The 16232-nt window shown below is 73.4% G+C and carries 17 protein-coding genes; 8 read left to right on the top strand and 9 right to left on the bottom strand.

Going from position 1 to position 16232, the window contains the following annotated elements; all coding sequences use genetic code 11:
* Nucleotides 1-22 precede the first annotated feature (22 nt).
* Nucleotides 23-1057 carry a hypothetical protein gene (locus GC722_RS07325; protein WP_156609353.1) on the bottom strand — a complete coding sequence of 345 codons (1035 nt, stop codon included), beginning with the start codon at nucleotides 1055-1057 and terminating at the stop codon, nucleotides 23-25.
* Nucleotides 1058-1273: 216 nt separating this feature from the next.
* Here GC722_RS07325 and GC722_RS07330 point away from each other — a divergent pair, with 216 nt between their 5' ends.
* Nucleotides 1274-2143 carry an alpha/beta fold hydrolase gene (locus GC722_RS07330; protein WP_156609354.1) on the top strand — a complete coding sequence of 290 codons (870 nt, stop codon included), beginning with the start codon at nucleotides 1274-1276 and terminating at the stop codon, nucleotides 2141-2143.
* 20 nt (nucleotides 2144-2163) lie between these two features.
* On the opposite strand, the gene GC722_RS07335 is transcribed toward GC722_RS07330, so the two are convergent.
* Together GC722_RS07335 and lpdA are read right to left on the bottom strand one after the other, a co-directional pair.
* On the bottom strand, nucleotides 2164-2715 hold the full coding sequence (locus GC722_RS07335) for a TetR/AcrR family transcriptional regulator (RefSeq protein ID WP_331714495.1): 552 nt from the start codon (nucleotides 2713-2715) through the stop codon (nucleotides 2164-2166).
* 120 nt (nucleotides 2716-2835) lie between these two features.
* Nucleotides 2836-4236 (bottom strand): dihydrolipoyl dehydrogenase, encoded by a 1401-nt coding sequence (gene lpdA, locus GC722_RS07340; protein WP_156609356.1) that lies wholly within the window; start codon nucleotides 4234-4236, stop codon nucleotides 2836-2838.
* 396 nt (nucleotides 4237-4632) lie between these two features.
* Here lpdA and GC722_RS07345 point away from each other — a divergent pair, with 396 nt between their 5' ends.
* A complete protein-coding gene (locus tag GC722_RS07345; protein WP_331714496.1) occupies nucleotides 4633-6165 on the top strand; it encodes a helix-turn-helix domain-containing protein in 1533 nt (510 codons plus the stop codon).
* A 136-nt stretch (nucleotides 6166-6301) separates the two neighbouring features.
* Here the strand turns inward: GC722_RS07345 and pdxY are convergent, their stop codons facing one another.
* Nucleotides 6302-7159, bottom strand: a complete 858-nt coding sequence (pdxY, locus tag GC722_RS07350) for a pyridoxal kinase PdxY (protein WP_331714497.1) — start codon at nucleotides 7157-7159, stop codon at nucleotides 6302-6304.
* A 137-nt stretch (nucleotides 7160-7296) separates the two neighbouring features.
* Here pdxY and GC722_RS07355 point away from each other — a divergent pair, with 137 nt between their 5' ends.
* From GC722_RS07355 to GC722_RS07370, 4 genes are all read left to right on the top strand, one after another.
* Complete coding sequence (locus tag GC722_RS07355; RefSeq protein WP_156609358.1) at nucleotides 7297-7782, top strand: PGPGW domain-containing protein; 486 nt, start codon at nucleotides 7297-7299, stop codon at nucleotides 7780-7782.
* Nucleotides 7783-7784: 2 nt separating this feature from the next.
* Entirely contained in the window at nucleotides 7785-8555 is a 771-nt protein-coding gene (locus GC722_RS07360; RefSeq protein ID WP_331714498.1) for a glycerophosphodiester phosphodiesterase, read from the top strand.
* A gap of 29 nt (nucleotides 8556-8584) precedes the next feature.
* The gene (locus GC722_RS07365; RefSeq protein ID WP_156609359.1) at nucleotides 8585-9925 is read left to right on the top strand and encodes an MFS transporter; all 1341 of its coding nucleotides are present in this window, start codon (nucleotides 8585-8587) and stop codon (nucleotides 9923-9925) included.
* 147 nt (nucleotides 9926-10072) lie between these two features.
* On the top strand, nucleotides 10073-10438 hold the full coding sequence (locus tag GC722_RS07370) for an RNA polymerase-binding protein RbpA (RefSeq protein ID WP_156609360.1): 366 nt from the start codon (nucleotides 10073-10075) through the stop codon (nucleotides 10436-10438).
* A 93-nt stretch (nucleotides 10439-10531) separates the two neighbouring features.
* Here the strand turns inward: GC722_RS07370 and GC722_RS07375 are convergent, their stop codons facing one another.
* Together GC722_RS07375 and GC722_RS07380 are read right to left on the bottom strand one after the other, a co-directional pair.
* Nucleotides 10532-11083, bottom strand: a complete 552-nt coding sequence (locus tag GC722_RS07375) for an FxsA family protein (RefSeq protein ID WP_156609361.1) — start codon at nucleotides 11081-11083, stop codon at nucleotides 10532-10534.
* Nucleotides 11080-11841 carry a polyprenol monophosphomannose synthase gene (locus tag GC722_RS07380; protein WP_331714642.1) on the bottom strand — a complete coding sequence of 254 codons (762 nt, stop codon included), beginning with the start codon at nucleotides 11839-11841 and terminating at the stop codon, nucleotides 11080-11082. Before GC722_RS07380 ends, GC722_RS07375 begins: the two co-directional genes overlap by 4 nt.
* A 202-nt stretch (nucleotides 11842-12043) precedes the next feature.
* On the opposite strand from GC722_RS07380, the gene GC722_RS07385 reads away from it, so the two are divergent.
* Entirely contained in the window at nucleotides 12044-12598 is a 555-nt protein-coding gene (locus GC722_RS07385) for a glycine cleavage system protein R (protein ID WP_156609363.1), read from the top strand.
* 11 nt (nucleotides 12599-12609) lie between these two features.
* Entirely contained in the window at nucleotides 12610-13131 is a 522-nt protein-coding gene (locus GC722_RS07390; protein WP_156609364.1) for a peptide deformylase, read from the top strand.
* A gap of 16 nt (nucleotides 13132-13147) precedes the next feature.
* Here GC722_RS07390 and GC722_RS07395 read toward each other — a convergent pair whose 3' ends face one another.
* From GC722_RS07395 to GC722_RS07405, 3 genes are all read right to left on the bottom strand, one after another.
* Nucleotides 13148-13984 carry a serine protein kinase RIO gene (locus GC722_RS07395; RefSeq protein WP_231747549.1) on the bottom strand — a complete coding sequence of 279 codons (837 nt, stop codon included), beginning with the start codon at nucleotides 13982-13984 and terminating at the stop codon, nucleotides 13148-13150.
* A gap of 143 nt (nucleotides 13985-14127) precedes the next feature.
* Nucleotides 14128-15771: an apolipoprotein N-acyltransferase gene (gene lnt / locus GC722_RS07400; protein ID WP_197429889.1), complete on the bottom strand. Its 1644-nt coding sequence runs from the start codon at nucleotides 15769-15771 to the stop codon at nucleotides 14128-14130.
* A complete protein-coding gene (locus tag GC722_RS07405; RefSeq protein ID WP_331714499.1) occupies nucleotides 15768-16187 on the bottom strand; it encodes a hotdog domain-containing protein in 420 nt (139 codons plus the stop codon). The genes lnt and GC722_RS07405 overlap by 4 nt, the downstream gene beginning before the upstream one ends.
* Between the last annotated feature and the right edge of the window lie 45 nt (nucleotides 16188-16232).

Below are 16232 nucleotides of genomic sequence, written 5' to 3' on the forward strand. Positions count from 1 at the left end.
CGACGTCCACGGCGTGGGGCGCTCACTCGTAGAGGACGTACTCCGGCCGCGGCTCGAGGTCCATGACCTCCTCCGGCGTCATCAGCCGCGACGAGCCCTCGGCGTCCTCCTCGTAGAACAGCTTGAAGCCGTGGTGGACGCCGCCGGGCACCGTCCTCGAGATGGCCTCGTAGGTCTTCCGCTTCGCCCCGGGCGGGCCGATGCCGTCGATGGAGACGACCACCGCCAGGTGCTCGTGCTCCTCGGCCTCGAGGTCCTCGGGGTCCTCGACGATGTCGACCCGCAGCTGGTGGTACAGCATGACCTTCTCCGGCAGCCGCTCCCGCTCGGTGAGCTCGTCGAGCCAGCCGGCGATCTCGTCCAGCTCGGCACCGGTGGTGGAGCCGAAGACCCGGCCTGGGACCTCGTCCTCCCCCACCGCCCACTCCGGGTCCAGCGCGACGCCCACGTCGGGCTCGGAGAGCCACCGCTCGTAGTGCTGCACCTCCGCCAGCATGTCGGCGCGACCGGGCTGGATGTTGAGCAGCAGCAGGGCGTCGTGGCGACGGGCGGCCTCGAGGTGGTCGGCGACGACGTCGTCGTCGACGCGGGTGCGGTAGCTGCCGTCGGGCCCGGGCGTGGAGTGGACCATGGTGGCGATCAGCTCCAGCACCGGCAGCGGACGACGCCCGCCGGCGGTGTAGTCCTCGCCGACCTCGATCATCTCCTCGACCCGGTCGTCGAGGCGGCCGACACCCATCCGGCCCAGCGCCGGCGAGCCGGGGTAGCCGGAGAAGCCGACCAGGCGGTGCTCGGGGAAGACCTCGGTGCCGCCGCGGGGCAGCTGCTGACGCTGCGGGGTGGGCGTCGGGGTGGGCGAGCTCGGGCTGGCAGACGTCGGGCCGGGGCTGGGCGCCGGGGTGGCGACGGACGCGCTGCCGGGTGCGACCGACGCGGACGGCGTCCCGGCGGGGTTCTCCCCCGCCGGCCGGTCCGTGGTGGAGCAGGCCACCAGCAGGAGCGCCAGCAGCGGCGGACCCAACCGGGCCGCGGCGGCGCGGACCGGCCACCGCCTCACCGCCGGGTCCTCTCGTCGAAGGAGCTCACACGCACCGCCCTCCCGTCCTGCTCGTCACCGGTCCGGCCGAGGCGCCAGCGTACGCAACCGGACCGGCCGGACGCGGCACGGGTCCGGGACCCGGGCTCGACCCCGGTCCTCCTCCGAGATCCGTCTCCGACCATGTACCACCTGGTACATTCGGGGTCGTCGAGGACGACGGACGGAGGAGCGACGATGGCCACGGTGGCGCTTAGTGCGGGCGAGATCGAGTACACCGACAGCGGCGGGGACGGCCCGGTGCTGGTGATGCTGCACGGCGTCAACATGGACGCCACCCTGTGGAGCCGCGTGGTGGCCGAGCTCGGCCCGGGCTACCGGTGCGTGTGCCCCACGCTGCCGCTGGGCAGCCACCGCCGCCCGGTGCGACGCCCGGAGCTGGTGACGCACCGCGGTGTCGCCGCCATGGTCGGCGAGCTCCTCGAGGCGCTCGACCTGCACGAGGTGACCCTCGTGCTCAACGACTGGGGCGGCGCGCAGTTCCTGCTGGCCGAGGGGCCGACCGAGCGGATCGCGGGCGCGGTGCTGGTCGCCTGCGAGGCCTTCGACAACTTCCCGCCCGGGCTGCCGGGCCGGGCGGTGGCCACCAGCGCCCGGATCCCCGGTCTGCTCTGGCTGGCCATGCAGCTGCAGCGCTACCGGTGGTTCCGTCGGGCGCCCGGCGCCTGGGGCTGGATGAGCAAGCACCCCGTGCCCGACGACGTCATGGACCGGTGGTTCCGTCCGGCGCAGCAGGACGCCGGGGTGCGACGGGACCTGCGGACCTTCGCGCTGTCGACCCCCTCCCGCGCCGAGCTGGCGGCGCTCGCCGACCGGCTGGAGACGTTCCACCGTCCGACGCTCGTGGTGTGGGCGAGCGAGGACCGGCTGATGCCCCGCGAGCACGGGCCCCGGCTGGCCCGGCTGCTGCCCCGCGCCCGTCTCGTGGAGATCGAGGACAGCTACACCCTGGTGCCGCAGGACCAGCCGGGGCGGCTCGCCCGCGAGCTGGCCCGCTTCGTCGCCGAGGACCTGCGCCGCGCGGTGCGCTCCGAGGACGCCGGCTGAGCAACCGGCTCGGACGCCGCTCAGCCGGGTCGCCTGGTCGACTCCAGGAACGCGCGCACCGTCTCGTCCGCCGCCGCCCGGTCCCCGGTCAGCGCGAGCTCGAACAGCGTCCCGCGGGTCACGGCCAGCGCGGTCCGGCCGAGCACGTCGGCGCGCTGCGGAGGGTGTCCGAGACCCCGGAAGAGCCGGGCGAGGGTGTCGTTCCACACCGACATCCAGGTGCGCAGCGACGCCGCCCAGGCGTGGCCCTGCATCGCCGAGGCGGAGAGCTCGAAGAACAGCGGTGCGAAGACGTCGTTGGCGTCGGCGAGCTGGTCCCAGAACGACCAGGCCGCCGCGAGCGGGTCGGCGGCGTCGGCGAGCAGGTCGTCCAGCACGGTCTGCTGCTGGCGCCAGACGTCCTCGACCACCGCCGCCAGCAGCCCCTCCTTGGAGCCGAAGTGGTAGATGAGCATCCGGTGGCTGGTCCCGATGCCGGCCGCCAGCGAGCGCAGGCTCGTCTCCCCGACTCCGTTGCTGGCGAACCAGGCGACCGCCCGCTCCAGCAGCGCGTCGCGGGGGCTCGTGGTCACGGCGCCGAAGCATACGCGCGGTCCGACGGCCGAGCCGTGGCGCCGGGCGGCGTCACGGACGCGACGAGGCCCGGGCCGCAGCGCGGACCCGGGCCCCGCCGGTCGAGCGTGGGTGCTGGCTCAGAGGTTGATCATGTGGCCGGCGACGCCCTCGACGGCCTCCTTGAGCGCCTCCGACAGCGTCGGGTGGGCGTGGATGTTGCGGGCCACCTCTTCCGCGGTGAGGTCCCACAGCTGGGCCAGGGTCAGCTCGGGCAGCAGCTCGGTGACGTCCGGGCCGATCATGTGGGCGCCCAGCAGCTCGCCGTGGGTGGCGTCGGCCACCACCTTGACGAACCCGGTGGCGTCGCCCAGGCCGTGGGCCTTGCCGTTCGCGGTGAAGGGGAACTTCGCCACCTTGACGTCGTAGCCGAGCTCCTTGGCCTTGGCCTCGGTGTAGCCGAAGGAGCCGATCTGCGGCTGGCAGTAGGTGGCCCGGGGCACCATGTCGTAGTTGATGGCCATCGTCTCGGCCCCCGCGATGGTCTCGGCGGCCACGACCCCCTGGGCCTCGGCGGTGTGGGCCAGCATCAGCTTGGCGGTGACGTCGCCGATGGCGTAGACGTTCGGCACGTTGGTGCGCATGTAGTCGTCGACCGCGATCGCGCCCCGCTCGGTGAGCTCGACGCCGGTGTTCTCCAGGCCGTAGCCCTGGGTGCGGGGGGCGAAGCCGATGGCCTGCAGCACCTTGTCGGCCTCGAGCACCTGGGAGTCGCCGCCCGCGGCCGGGGACACGGTCACCTTCACCTTGTCCCCGGAGTCGTCGATGGACTCCACCTTGGTCGAGGTCAGCACCTTCACGCCGAGCCGCTTGTAGGCCTTGGCCAGCTCCTGGGCGACCTCCGGCTCCTCCAGCGGCACCATCCGGTCGAAGTACTCCACGATGGTGACGTCCACGCCGTAGTTGGCCATCACGTAGGCGAACTCGACGCCGATGGCGCCGGCGCCGGCGATCACGATCGAGCCGGGCAGGTCGTCGGTGAGGATCTGCTCCTCGTAGGTCACCACGCGCTCGCTGCGCTGGGTGCCGGGCAGCAGCCGGGTGACCGCGCCGACCGCGATGATGGCGTTGTCGAAGGTGACCGTCTCCTCGCCGCCGTCGGAGGTCTTCACCGAGATGGTGCGGGCGTCGGTGAAGGTGCCCCAGCCGTTGATCTCGGTGATCTTGTTCTTCTTCATCAGGAAGTGCACACCCTTGACCATCCGGTCGGCGACACCGCGGCTGCGCTTGTGGGCGACGCCGAAGTCGAAGCTCACGTCACCGGAGATGCCGAAGGTCTTGGCCTCGGCGGTGAAGATGTGGGCCAGCTCGGCGTTGCGCAGCAGTGCCTTGGTCGGGATGCAGCCGACGTTGAGGCACACCCCGCCCCAGTACTTCTCCTCGATCACTGCGGTCTTCAGGCCCAGCTGCGAGGCGCGGATGGCGGCGACGTACCCTCCGGGACCCCCACCGAGGACTACGACATCAAAGTGTGCGGTCATGGCCCTCACTCTAGCGACGCCGCACCCCTGCCCCGTCCACGCCCGGGACCGCCCCTGGGCCCTGCCGGGACACCTCCTCACAGCCGCTCCGGTCCGCCCTCACAGCCGCTCCGGTCCGCCTTCACCGCCGTCGCCTCACAGCCGTCACCTCGCCCTCACAGCCGCTCCGGTCCGCCTTCACAGCCGTCACCTCGCCCTCACAGCCGCTGCAACGGCTGTGGAGCGCCCCTACCGGCTGTGAAGCGGCGGAGGGGGGCAGCCGGCCAGCGCGGGCGGCGGACGAGCGTCGGGCGAGTCGCCGACGTGTGGGTGCGGGTGCAGCGGGTAGCGTGACGCCGGGCGCGCGACACGAAGTCCCTCGCTTGCGATATATCAGATGTGAGTTATCGTGGCCGGGTGACTGAAACCTCGCTGGACCGGATCGGCGGACTCATCCGCGACGCCCGCAAGCACCGGGGACTCACCCAGAGCCAGCTCGCCGGCGTGCTGGGCACCAGCCAGAGCGCGGTGCACCGCATCGAGGTGGGCAACCAGAACCTCAGCCTGGAGATGATCAACCGGATCGCCACGGCGCTGGACTCGCAGCTGATCAGCGTGGGCGCGCCCGGACCGACGCACCTGCGCGTCCGCGGCGGTCTGCCGCTGTCGGGCTCGATCGCCGTCCGCTCCTCCAAGAACGCCGCCGTCGGCGTGCTCTGCGCCTCCCTGCTCAACCGCGGCACCACCGTGCTGCGCGGGATCGCCCGCATCGAGGAGGTCAACCGCATCCTCGAGGTGCTGACCAGCATCGGGGTCCAGGCCACCTGGTCCGAGGACCGCACCGACCTCACCCTGGTGCGCCCGGACGTCCTCGACCTGGCCGCGATGGACGTCGAGGCCGCCCGCCGGACCCGCAGCGTGATCATGTTCCTCGGCCCGCTGCTGCACTTCTACCCGCACTTCGCGCTGCCCTACGCCGGCGGCTGCGACCTCGGCGCCCGCACCATCGAGCCCCACCTGCAGGTGCTGCGCCGCTTCGGGCTGCACGTCAACGCCACCGAGGGCTTCTACCAGTGCGACGTCGACCGGACCACCGGCGACCGCTCGATCGTGCTCACCGAGCGTGGTGACACCGTCACCGAGAACGCGCTGATGGCCGCGGCGATGACCCCCGGCGTCACCGTGCTGCGCAACGCGTCGCCCAACTACATGGTCCAGGACGTCTGCGCCTTCCTCATCGCGCTCGGTGTGCGGATCGAGGGCGTGGGCACCACCACGCTGACCGTGCACGGGGTGGAGAGCATCCACGCCGACGTCGAGTACTCCCCGTCGGAGGACCCGATCGAGGCGATGAGCCTGCTGACCGCCGCGATCGTCACCGACTCCGAGCTGACCATCACCCGGGTGCCGATCGAGTTCCTCGAGATCGAGCTGGCGATCCTGGCCGAGATGGGGCTGCAGGTCGACCTGGGTCCGGAGTACCTCTCCGACAACGGCCTCACCCGGCTCTGCGACCTGACCGTCCACCCGTCCACGCTGCGGGCGCCGATCGACAAGATCCACCCGATGCCCTTCCCCGGGCTGAACATCGACAACCTGCCGTTCTTCGCCGTCATCGCGGCCTCGGCGCAGGGTGAGTCGATGATCCACGACTGGGTGTACGAGAACCGGGCGATCCACCTGCTCGAGCTGAACAAGCTGGGCGCCAACGTGCAGCTGCTCGACCCGCACCGCCTCATCGTCCGCGGCCCCACCCGCTGGCGCGGCCAGGAGGTCGTCTGCCCGCCGGCGCTGCGGCCCGCGGTCTGCCTGCTGCTCGGCATGCTGGCCGCGCGCGGGGAGTCGGTGCTGCGCAACACCTACATGATCAACCGCGGCTACGAGGACCTGCCGATGCGGCTCAACGCCCTCGGCGCCGACGTCCAGATCTTCACCGACCCCCGCGTCTGACCCGCGTCTGACGCGGAAGTGGTCGGGAACGACCGCCGGAGGCCCCGACCGGGCCCTCTGGCCCTCGTTCCCGACCACTTCCCGCGCGGGATCCGGCCAGGCACCGGCCCGGGCCCAGCCCGGGCCCGTCCCGGGGTCAGCGGAGGCGGGTGGCGGTGAAGGTGTGGGTGGGGCGGACCAGCTCGTCCTGGGCGGCCACCAGCTGCAGCTCGCTCTCACCGGCGGCGGCGGTGACCGACAGCACGCCGTAGACCCGGGCGGCGGTGGTGGCCAGCGCCTCGGCCAGCGGGTCGCCGGCCAGCAGGCAGGCCAGGAACATCGCCGAGGTCAGGTCGCCGGAGCCGGTGAAGCTGCGGTCCAGCAGCGGGGTGGTCACCGACCAGGCACCGGTGCCGTCGACCGCCACCAGCTGCAGCTCCTCGGGCTGCTGGCCCTGCACCACGACGCTGGTGACCAGCACGGTCGCCGGCCCGCTCTCGCGCAGCCGGTCGGCCTTGGCCAGCACCTGCTCCATGGTGGTCGACTGCTCGCCACCGGTCAGGAAGTCCAGCTCGAAGTGGTTCGGGGTGGCCACGTCGGCCTGCGGCACGACGACGTCGCGCATCAGCTCGGGGATGCCCGGACGGACGTACATGCCCCGCCCGACGTCACCCATCACCGGGTCGCAGCAGTAGACCGCGGCCGGGTTGTGCTGCTTCACCTTGCGCACGACGTCGAGGATCGTGTGCCCCATCTCGGCCGCCCCCTGGTAGCCCGACAGCACGGCGTCGCAGCGCTCCAGCACGCCGAGCGTCTCGATCCCCTCCACCACCTCGGCGACGTCGGCCGGGGTCAGCAGCGGCCCGCGCCAGGACGGGTAGCCGGTGTGGTTAGAGAAGTGCACGGTCAGCACCGGCCACACCTCCACCCCCACCCGCATCAGCGGGAAGGTGGCGGCGCTGTTGCCGACGTGGCCGTAGGCGACGGAGGACTGCACGGACATGATCGCGGTCACCCGGCCAGTGTGGCGCATCCGACCGCCGGCCACCTCTGCCACCCCGTCGGTGGACGGCGGTCCACGCCGCTGCGACCGAGGTCGGCAGTCCGTCCGTGCGGGACGGCCGCCTGCGGACCCGCCGCTAGAGTTGGCGCATGCAACCCAGCGTCGAGGACCCGCAGCGCACCGACGCGGACCCCGACGACGAGCTGGTCGACGACGGGCAGCCCAGGCACGACCGCTGGGCCTGGCGCCGGCGGCTCCGCGAGCGGCGCCACACCCGCATCACGCTGCGGGTCGTCGTCGGGCTGCTGGGGACGCTGCTCATCCTGGCCGGTGTGGTGACCGGACCGCTGCCCGGACCGGGCGGCATCCCGCTCGTGCTGCTGGGCCTCGCGGTGTGGGCCAGCGAGTTCTCCTGGGCCCGCCGGCTGATGCGCCGCTTCCGCCGGCTGCTGCAGCGGGTGCGGGGCTGGTCGCGACGGCGGAAGGCGGCGGCGGTCGCGGCTGCGGTCGCCGTCGGCTGGGTGGGTCTGTACACCAGCCTGTGGCTCAACGGCATCCCGGAGTGGCTGCCGGGCTGGGCCGTCGACGGCCTCGACCACGTCCCCGGCCTGACCCCGGCCGGCCACCGGGGCTGAGGGTGGTCCGCCGCCCGGCCAGCCCCTTCGCCGAGGGCCGCTTCGTCGCCCTGGCCCACCGCGGCGGGGCCCGGCTGCCGGCCAACCTGGGCCGCGAGAACACCGTCGCCGCCTTCGCCGAGGCCACCCGGCTGGGCTACCGCCACCTCGAGACCGACGTCCACACGACCGCCGACGGCACGCTGATCGCCTTCCACGACTCCGTCCTCGACCGCGTCACCGACGCCCGCGGCGTCGTCGCCGAGCTGCCCTGGGAGGAGGTGCGCCGGGCCCGGATCGGCGGCGAGCCGATCCCCACGCTGGACGAGCTGCTGGAGACCTTCCCCGACGCCGTCTTCAACATCGACCTCAAGTCCCCCGGCGCCGTCGCCCCGCTGTGGCGGACGCTGCAGCACCACGGCGCCACCGCCCGGGTCTGCGTCGGCTCGTTCTCCACCGCCCGGCTGCAGGCCTTCCGGCGGCTGGCCGGGGACCGCGTGGCCACCTCCGCCAGCCCGCGCGAGGTGGTGCGGACGCGCGCCCTCGGCGTCGCCCCCGGCCCGGCGGTGGCCGTCCAGGTGCCGGTCGAGCACGTGGTGGCCGGGCGCCGGGTCCGCCTGGTCACCCCGCGCCTGGTGCAGCGGGTGCACGCCGCCGGCCGCCAGGTGCACGTGTGGACGATCGACGACCCGGCGGAGATGAACGCCTTGATCGAGCTGGGTGTCGACGGGCTGGTGAGCGACGCCATCGATACGTTGAGGGCAGTGCTCGTCGACCGTGGCTGCTGGGACTGATCCCCGGCCCCTAGCTGCAGGAGTTCCCGATGGACCAGGCCCCGGCGCCCGAGGTCACCGCCCAGCTCGCCGACCGGGTGCCGCGGCGCCGGCTGCTGGCCTGGGGCAGCTACGACTGGGGAGCGGCCTCCTTCCAGGCCGTCATCACCACCTTCGTCTTCGCCACCTACGTCAGCGCGGCGGTGGCCCCCGAGGACGGCGCGGTCAGCGGCGCCAACTGGATCGCCATCACCAACGCCCTCAGCGCCGTCGTGGTCGCCCTGTCGGCGGCGGTGATCGGCCAGCGGGCCGACCGGCTGGGCCGGCGCAAGCGGAACCTGATGGTCTTCTCGGTGCTGGTCTGGGTCGCCATGGCGCTGATGTTCCTGGTGCGTCCCGAGGCGGCGTACCTGCCGCTGGCACTGGTGCTGCTGGGCCTGTCCGGCATCTTCATGGAGCTGGCCAACGTCAGCTACAACGCGATGCTGCAGCAGGTCTCCACCCCGGCCACGCTGGGCCGGGTGTCGGGGTTCGGCTGGTCGCTGGGCTACTTCGGCGGCATCGTGCTGCTGCTGGTCTGCTACGTCGGCTTCATCGCCCCCGAGGTTGGCTGGTTCGGGGTGACGGGTGAGGACGGCCTGGACATCCGCACCGTGGCGCTGCTCTCGGCGGGCTGGTTCGTGGTCTTCGGGCTGCCGCTGTTCTTCCTGATGCCCGAGTCGGCCCCCGACCCGGGACGTCCCCGCCACGGCGTGGTCGCCTCCTACCGGGTGCTGCTGGCCGACCTGCGCCAGCTCTGGCGGGCCGACCGGAACGCCTTCCGGTTCCTGCTGGCCAGCGCCCTCTACCGCGACGGCCTGGCCGCCATCTTCAGCCTCGGCGCCGTGCTGGCCGTCACCGTCTACGGCCTCGGCGCCGACGACGTGCTGGTGTTCGGCATCGCGGCGAACGTCCTCGCCGCCCTCGGCGCCCTCTCCGGCGGGTTCGTGGAGGACCGCATCGGGGCACGCGCGGTGATCCTGATCTCGATCGGCGGCATGGTGCTGGCCGGGGTCGTGCTGCTGTTCGTGTCCGGACCGCAGCCGTTCTGGGTGTTCGGGCTGCTGCTCACCATCTGGGTCGGTCCGGCGCAGGCGTCCTCGCGGGCGCTGCTCACCCGGCTCGCACCTCCCGGCCACGAGGGGCAGATGTTCGGCCTCTACACCAGCACCGGCCGGGCCGTCTCCTTCCTGGCACCCTCGCTGTTCGCGGTCTTCGCCGCCGTCGGCTCGGACCGCACCGGGATCATCGGCATCGTGGTCGTGCTGCTGGCCGGCGGGCTGCTGATGCTGCGGGTCAGCGCGCCCCGGCGACCCGTGGCGGTGCCGGACCCGGCCACCCGCGCCGGCTGACCGGGCGCCACCGGTGTCGGCGTGTCCTGTGTGAGAACGCCGCGACTGGGCACACTGGGAGTGGACGGCTGGGGGCCGTCGTCCAGCCGGGGAACAACCGGCTCCGGTCGTCCGTTGTACCCGTGACCGACGTGGAGGGAGGGCACCATGGCTGATCGAGCACTGCGGGGTTCCGGACTGGGGGCCAAGAGCTTCGAGGACGAGGTGGGCATCGAGTTCGCCGCACGTCAGGACGTCGGCTTCGACTGCGCGAGAGGGCACCACTTCAGCGTGACCTTCGCCGCCGAGGCCGAGCTGCCGACGCTGTGGGAGTGCCCGCGCTGCGGGTCCGAGGCCAAGCGGTCCGACGGTGTCGTGGCCGAGGTCAAGGAGGCCAAGCCGGCCCGCACCCACTGGGACATGCTGCTGGAGCGCCGCTCCATCGCCGAGCTGGAGGAGCTGCTGGCCGAGCGCCTGGACCTCCTGCGCGCTGGCGAGCTGGGCCCCGGTACCCCGGACCGCCGCACCGCCTGATCCGAGCTGCAGCCGAGGGCCCCGTCACCACCGTGGCGGGGCCCTCGTCGCACGTCCGGCCGCCAGCAGCGCCCCCGGCGGGTGGGCCGCGGTCTACTGCTCGATCTCACCCCGGATGACGGTGGGGTCGTCCCGGTCCGGACGCGGCGGCGGCGCCGCATCGGCCACCTCGCCCTCGACGGTGTTGGCCCGGTCCATCCGCGCCCGCAGCACGTCCACGTCCACACCCATCCGGCGCACCCGGGCCTGCGCCCACCGGTGCAGCCCGCGGACCGCGAGCCGCCGGGTCGGCGGCAGCAGCAGCAGCGCCCCCACGACGTCGGTCAGGAGCCCCGGCAGGATCAGCGCCATGCCGCCCAGCAGCACCAGCCCGCCGTGGGCGATCTCGTCCGAGACCTGCCCGCCGGTGCGCAGCGCCGTGGTCAGGCTCGCCCAGGCCCGACGTCCCTCGCGGCGGGCCAGCACCACCCCCAGCACGATCCCGAGCAGCACCACCAGCAGGGTCCACCCCGCCCCGATCCAGCCCGCCAGCTGCACCAGCAGCCAGATCTCGACCACGGGCAGCGCGGCGGCGGCGACCACCAGCAGGCCGCGCCGCCACGAGCCTCGACGGCCGGGAGCTGGTCCGGGGGCGACGGCGGTCATCGGCGGGCGCCCACCTCGGCGGTGGCGCGACGGCGCTGGGACAGCTCGCGGAGCTGGGCGGCGCGGTGGCCCACCCCCCACAGCGTCGTCCGGAGCAGGGCCTCGACGACGATCGCCCGGCTCATCTTGGAGTCGCCGCGCTCGCGCTCGACGAAGGTGATCGGGACCTCCCGGACGTCGAACCCGGACTTGAGCGCCCGCCAGGCCAGGTCGACCTGGAAGCAGTAGCCGGCCGAGGCGACGTCCTCGAGCCCGATGCCGCGCAGCGTCCGGGCGTGGAAGGCGTTGTAGCCGCCGGTGGCGTCCTTGAGCGGCACCCCCAGGCACAGCTGGGTCCACAGGTTGCCGCCGCGGGAGAGGATCTTGCGCGACAGCGGCCAGTTGACCACCGTGCCGCCGCGGATCCACCGCGAGCCCTTCACCATGTCGGCCCCGTCGGCCAGGGCGGCCAGCAGCCGCGGCAGCTGCTCGGGCTGGTGGGAGCCGTCGGCGTCCATCTCGACCAGCACGTCGTAGCCGCGGTCGAGGCCCCAGCCGAAGCCGGCCAGGTAGGCCGCGCCGAGGCCCTCCTTGCCGCGCCGGTGCAGCACGTGGACGTGGTCGTCGGAGGCGGCCAGCGCGTCGGCGACCCGCCCCGTCCCGTCGGGCGAGTTGTCGTCGGCGACCAGCACGTGGGCGTCCGGCACGGCCGCCCGCAGCCGGGTCACGATGATCTCGATGTTGTCGGCCTCGTTGTAGGTGGGGATCACCACCAGCACCCGGGGACCGCTCCCGCCGGGCTCGACCGGCGCGGCGGTCGACGGCTCCTCGGTGTGGTCGGTCACGGGGGTCACGGGCTCGGACAACGGATGATCCTCCTGGAGGTGGCGCTGGGACACCCCCATTCTTCCGTACCGCACCAGCGGAGCCCGGTACCGCACGCTGGAGCGGCTCACCGCCACGCTCGGTAGCATGCCGACCATGTCGACTCCCCCGCTGCCGCCACCCGGCCAGGACGTGCTCGCCGTCACCGTGATCGGAGCCGACCGGCCCGGGATCGTGGCCGAGGTGACGGGGGCGCTGGCGGCGGTGGAGGGCAACCTCGAGGACTCCACCATGACCCTGCTGCGGGGGCAGTTCGCGATGGTCGTGCTGGTCCGCACCGGCTCGCCGGTGGCCGAGGTCGAGCAGGCGCTGGCCCGGGTGTCGAGCCAGGGCGGTCTGGCCGTGGACGTGCGCCCGGTCAGCGCGGCCTCGCCGGCGGCCGGTGCGGTGCAGGGCAGCTCCTACGTGGTGCACGTCAACGGGGCCGACCGCCCCGGCATCGTCGCCACCATCACCGGCGTGCTGGCCCGCCGCGGCGTGAACGTGGTCGACCTGGGCACCCGGCTGGCCGGGGAGCTCTACGTGCTGACCGCCGAGGTGGTGGTGCCGCTCGACGTGGACGTGGACGAGCTGCGGGCCGAGCTCGACGAGGCGGCCGGCGTCGTCGGGGTGCACGTGCGTCTGGTGGCCGTCGAGACGGACGAGATGTGAGCGGCTGGACGATGCCGGAGCTGCCCCCGGGCAGCGTCCGCACGGTCGTCCGCGCGCCGGCGACGGTGCTGGCCACCGCCGGCCGCGACGTCGACCCCACCGACCCCGACGTGGTGGCGCTGGCCGCCGACCTGCTGGCCACCCAGGAGGTCTCCCCCGGCTGCGTCGGCCTGGCTGCCCAGCAGGTCGGCGAGGCGCTGCGGGTGTTCTCCGTGGACGTCTCGGGCCACCCGAAGACCCGCAGCTGCCACGGCCGCTTCGTGCTCTGCAACGCCGAGGTGGTCAGCGCCAGCCGCAAGGGCAGGGGACGCGAGGGCTGCATGTCGGTGCCGGACTTCACCGGCGACGTCCAGCGCGCCCGCCGGCTGGTGGTCCGTGGCCAGCTGCCGGTGACCGGGGAGCAGGTCGAGCTCGAGACCGACGGCTTCGAGGCCGTCTGCCTGCAGCACGAGATCGACCACACCAACGGTCTGCTGTTCCTGGACCGGGTGTCGGACGCGCACGCCATCCACCCCCGCCAGACCTACCTCTGACGGCCCGCCGCCGCCCTCACCAGGCGCTGGCCAGCAGCCTGGCGAACAGCTCGTCGGCGCTGTCGGGCCCGCCGTACCCGCGCCGGACGAACCACGACGCCACGTTGCGGCAGTCCCGGTGCAGCAGGTCCATGCCCTGCGGGTTGGCCACCAGGTCGACCAGCTGGGGCACGTCGATGACCACCAGCCGCTCCCCCGCCAGCAGCAGGTTGTACGGCGACAGGTCGCCGTGGACCAGGCCGGCGCGGGTCATCGCCGTCATGGCCTGCTCCAGCTGCTCCCACAGCTCGGCCAGCAGGTCGGCCGCCGGGCGGGTGGCCGCCAGCCGCGGGGCGACCTCGCCGTCGTGGGCGACGAGCTCCATCAGGATCTCGGTGCCGTCGATCTGCACCGGGTAGGGCACCGGCACACCCAGCTGCCAGAGCCGCACCAGCGCGGCCCACTCGGCGGCCGCCCACTGCACGGCCGAGACCTCGCGGCCGTAGGCGGTCGCCTTGGCGGTGGCGCGGGCGTCGCGGGAGTTCCGGGTGCGACGGCCCTCGGTGTAGGTGGCGTTGCGGTGGAAGAGCCGCTTGTCGGCGGGGCGGTAGCGCTTGCCGATCATCAGCGTGCTGCGGCCGGGGTCGCCGGGGACGGCGCGTTCGAGCAGGAAGCAGTCGGCTTCCTTGCCGCTCTTGACCTCGCCGAGCTCGGTGTCGATGGCGGCGTCGGCCGTCACGACCCAGGCGGGACGGGGTTCGGGACCGCGGCAACCGGCCTGGACGCTGCTCCAGGTCGACCAGCGCTGGTCGGGGCCGGGTTCGGTGGTGGGGGTGAAGGTCAGGTCGTCGAAGGACCAGTCGGGCTGTGGCAAGAAGGGGCTCCAGGGCGTCGAGGAGGAGTACGCAGGTCGAACTCGTTCGAGATCGTCATGGCGACCTCCTCCCTGGGACGCCCGGCCGGCTGCCGGGACTGGTGGCGTCATCCTCGGCGTGCCGCCGTGGGCGCCGCAACCGGTTATCCGCCCGCCGCGGTCTCCCCCGCCGAGGACCCGGTGCCGCGCCGGCGGCGGAGCACCGCGACGGCCAGCGCTGCTGCGGCGACCAGGGCGGCCACCGCGCTCAGCGAGCTGCCGAGCCGCACCGCCGGGGTGATCGCGCTGCGCAGCGGCATCACCGTGCTGTGCGAGTCGGCGGTGAACTCCGCGGTCTGCCAGCGCACCGTCCCGTCGGCGGCGATGAACCCCGACGCGCTGCTGGTGGTGGCGACGGCGATCTCGCGGCGGGTCTCCATGGCCCGCACCCGGGTCATGGCGAACTGCTGCGGCACCTCGACCGTGCCGCCGTAGGTCGCCTGGTTGCTCTGCACCACGAACAGCTGGGTGCCGCCGGCGATGGTCTGGGCCACCGTGGCGTCGTAGGCGACCTCGAAGCAGATGATGTTGCCGACCGCGACCCGGCGGCCGTCGCCGAGGGGGACGTCCAGCACGCCGTCGCCGGTGCCGGGGACGGACTGGGCGCCGACGAGCTCCAGCATCGGCACCACCGGCAGCAGCAGCGACCGCAGCGGGATGTACTCCCCGAAGGGCACGAGGTTGCGTTTCTCCATCTGGTCCACCACGCCCTGGACGGGGTGCCACCACAGCGCGGCGGTCTGCCGCTCCTCCGGCCCGGGGCCCTCCAGCACCGCGCCCACCATGATCGGCACGTCGGCGATCTCCGCCGACAGCTGCACGGTGCGCTGGGTGCGGGCGTCCGCCCGGGGGTCGATGTCGGTGGAGTTCTCCGGCCAGAGCACGAAGTCCGGCACCGGCACCTGGCCGGTGCGGGCCTTGGCCATCAAGGTGATGGTCTCGCTGAGGTGGTTGTTGGTGACGGTGCGCGCCCGGCCGAGGGCGTTGACCCCCACGCCGTCGACGTTGCCCTGCACCAGGCCGACGGTGACCTCACCGGTCGCCGGGTCGGCCGGCTGCCAGCTCCGCAGCAGCTGGGCGGCGGTGCCGGTGCCCAGCAGCGCGGCCAGCACCAGCGCGACCGGGGCGAGTGCGACCGGGCGCCGGCGGTGGTGGGCGGTGCTCCGCGCGCGCAGCAGGCTGCGCACCCGTGGGGCCAGCCAGGCCAGCGCCTGACCGGCCAGGGCGGTGAGCAGGCTGACCCCGGCGACACCCAGCAGCGGGTAGGCCCCGGCCAGCGGGGCGTCGACCATCACGTAGCCCAGCCGGCTCCAGCCGAAGCCGTCGAAGGGCACCGAGGAGTAGGCCCACTCCACCGCCACCCAGGACGCCGCCGCCCACACCGGCCAGCCGGGCAGCCGCACCACGCGACGCAGCACCACGGCGAGCACCCCGAAGAACAGGCTCTCGAAGGCGATCAGCGCGAAGGCCACCGGAACGGCGATCACGTGGACCCAGCCGATCGTGGGCCCCAGCAGCGCGAGCCCGAACAGGTAGCCCAGGCCGAAGGTACGCCGGCTGCCGGTCACCACGAGCGTGAGCAGGGCGACACCGAGCACGGTGAGCGGCCACCAGCCCAGCGGCTCGAACCCGGCGGCCACCAGCAGGCCGGCGACGACCGTGCCGGGGACGCGCCACCCCAGCCGCTCCCGGGGTGCCGGGTCGGGGCCGGGGGTGGCCGGACGGGCGTCCGGGAGGGTCTGGGTCACTCCACCACCACGGTGCCGGTGCCGCGCACCACGACCAGCGGCTCGTCGAGGACGTGGGCGGTGCTGTCGGCCACCGGGCGCCGGCTCTCGATGTGCTCGGCGGAGCGGCAGACCACGCGGGCCTCGAAGGCGAGCTGGCGGCTGGTGTTGCCCACCCGCACCAGGGTGGCCTCGGCCTCGATCACGTCGCCGGTGTGCACCGGCTCGAGGAAGTCCACCTCGGTGAAGCCGACGAACTGGCCCTCGTCGTCGTCGGTGCGGATGCACATCTCGGTGGCCGCGTCGCTGAACAGCCCGAGCACGTAGGCGCCGTCGACCAGCTTGCCGGAGTAGTGGGCGGCGTTGCGGGGGACGTAGCGACGGTGCACCACCGTCATCCCCAGCCGGTGATCGCCCTGCTGCTCGACCTCACCCACGGTTCCTCCTGATCGCTGCGCGCCGTCGCCCGACGTCGTCGCCCG

The organism is Auraticoccus cholistanensis, from assembly GCF_009742705.1.
Taxonomy (GTDB): domain Bacteria; phylum Actinomycetota; class Actinomycetes; order Propionibacteriales; family Propionibacteriaceae; genus Auraticoccus; species Auraticoccus cholistanensis.

Bases quoted from the DNA above. Each gene is read 5' to 3' on its own strand.
- lpdA (WP_156609356.1), bottom strand. From the start codon at position 4,236: ATGACCGCACACTTTGATGTCGTAGTCCTCGGTGGGGGTCCCGGAGGG.
- GC722_RS07355 (WP_156609358.1), top strand. From the start codon at position 7,297: ATGCAACCCAGCGTCGAGGACCCGCAGCGCACCGACGCGGACCCCGAC.
- GC722_RS07370 (WP_156609360.1), top strand. From the start codon at position 10,073: ATGGCTGATCGAGCACTGCGGGGTTCCGGACTGGGGGCCAAGAGCTTC.
- GC722_RS07385 (WP_156609363.1), top strand. From the start codon at position 12,044: ATGTCGACTCCCCCGCTGCCGCCACCCGGCCAGGACGTGCTCGCCGTC.
- GC722_RS07330 (WP_156609354.1), top strand. From the start codon at position 1,274: ATGGCCACGGTGGCGCTTAGTGCGGGCGAGATCGAGTACACCGACAGC.
- GC722_RS07390 (WP_156609364.1), top strand. From the start codon at position 12,610: ATGCCGGAGCTGCCCCCGGGCAGCGTCCGCACGGTCGTCCGCGCGCCG.
- GC722_RS07365 (WP_156609359.1), top strand. From the start codon at position 8,585: ATGGACCAGGCCCCGGCGCCCGAGGTCACCGCCCAGCTCGCCGACCGG.
- GC722_RS07375 (WP_156609361.1), bottom strand. From the start codon at position 11,083: ATGACCGCCGTCGCCCCCGGACCAGCTCCCGGCCGTCGAGGCTCGTGG.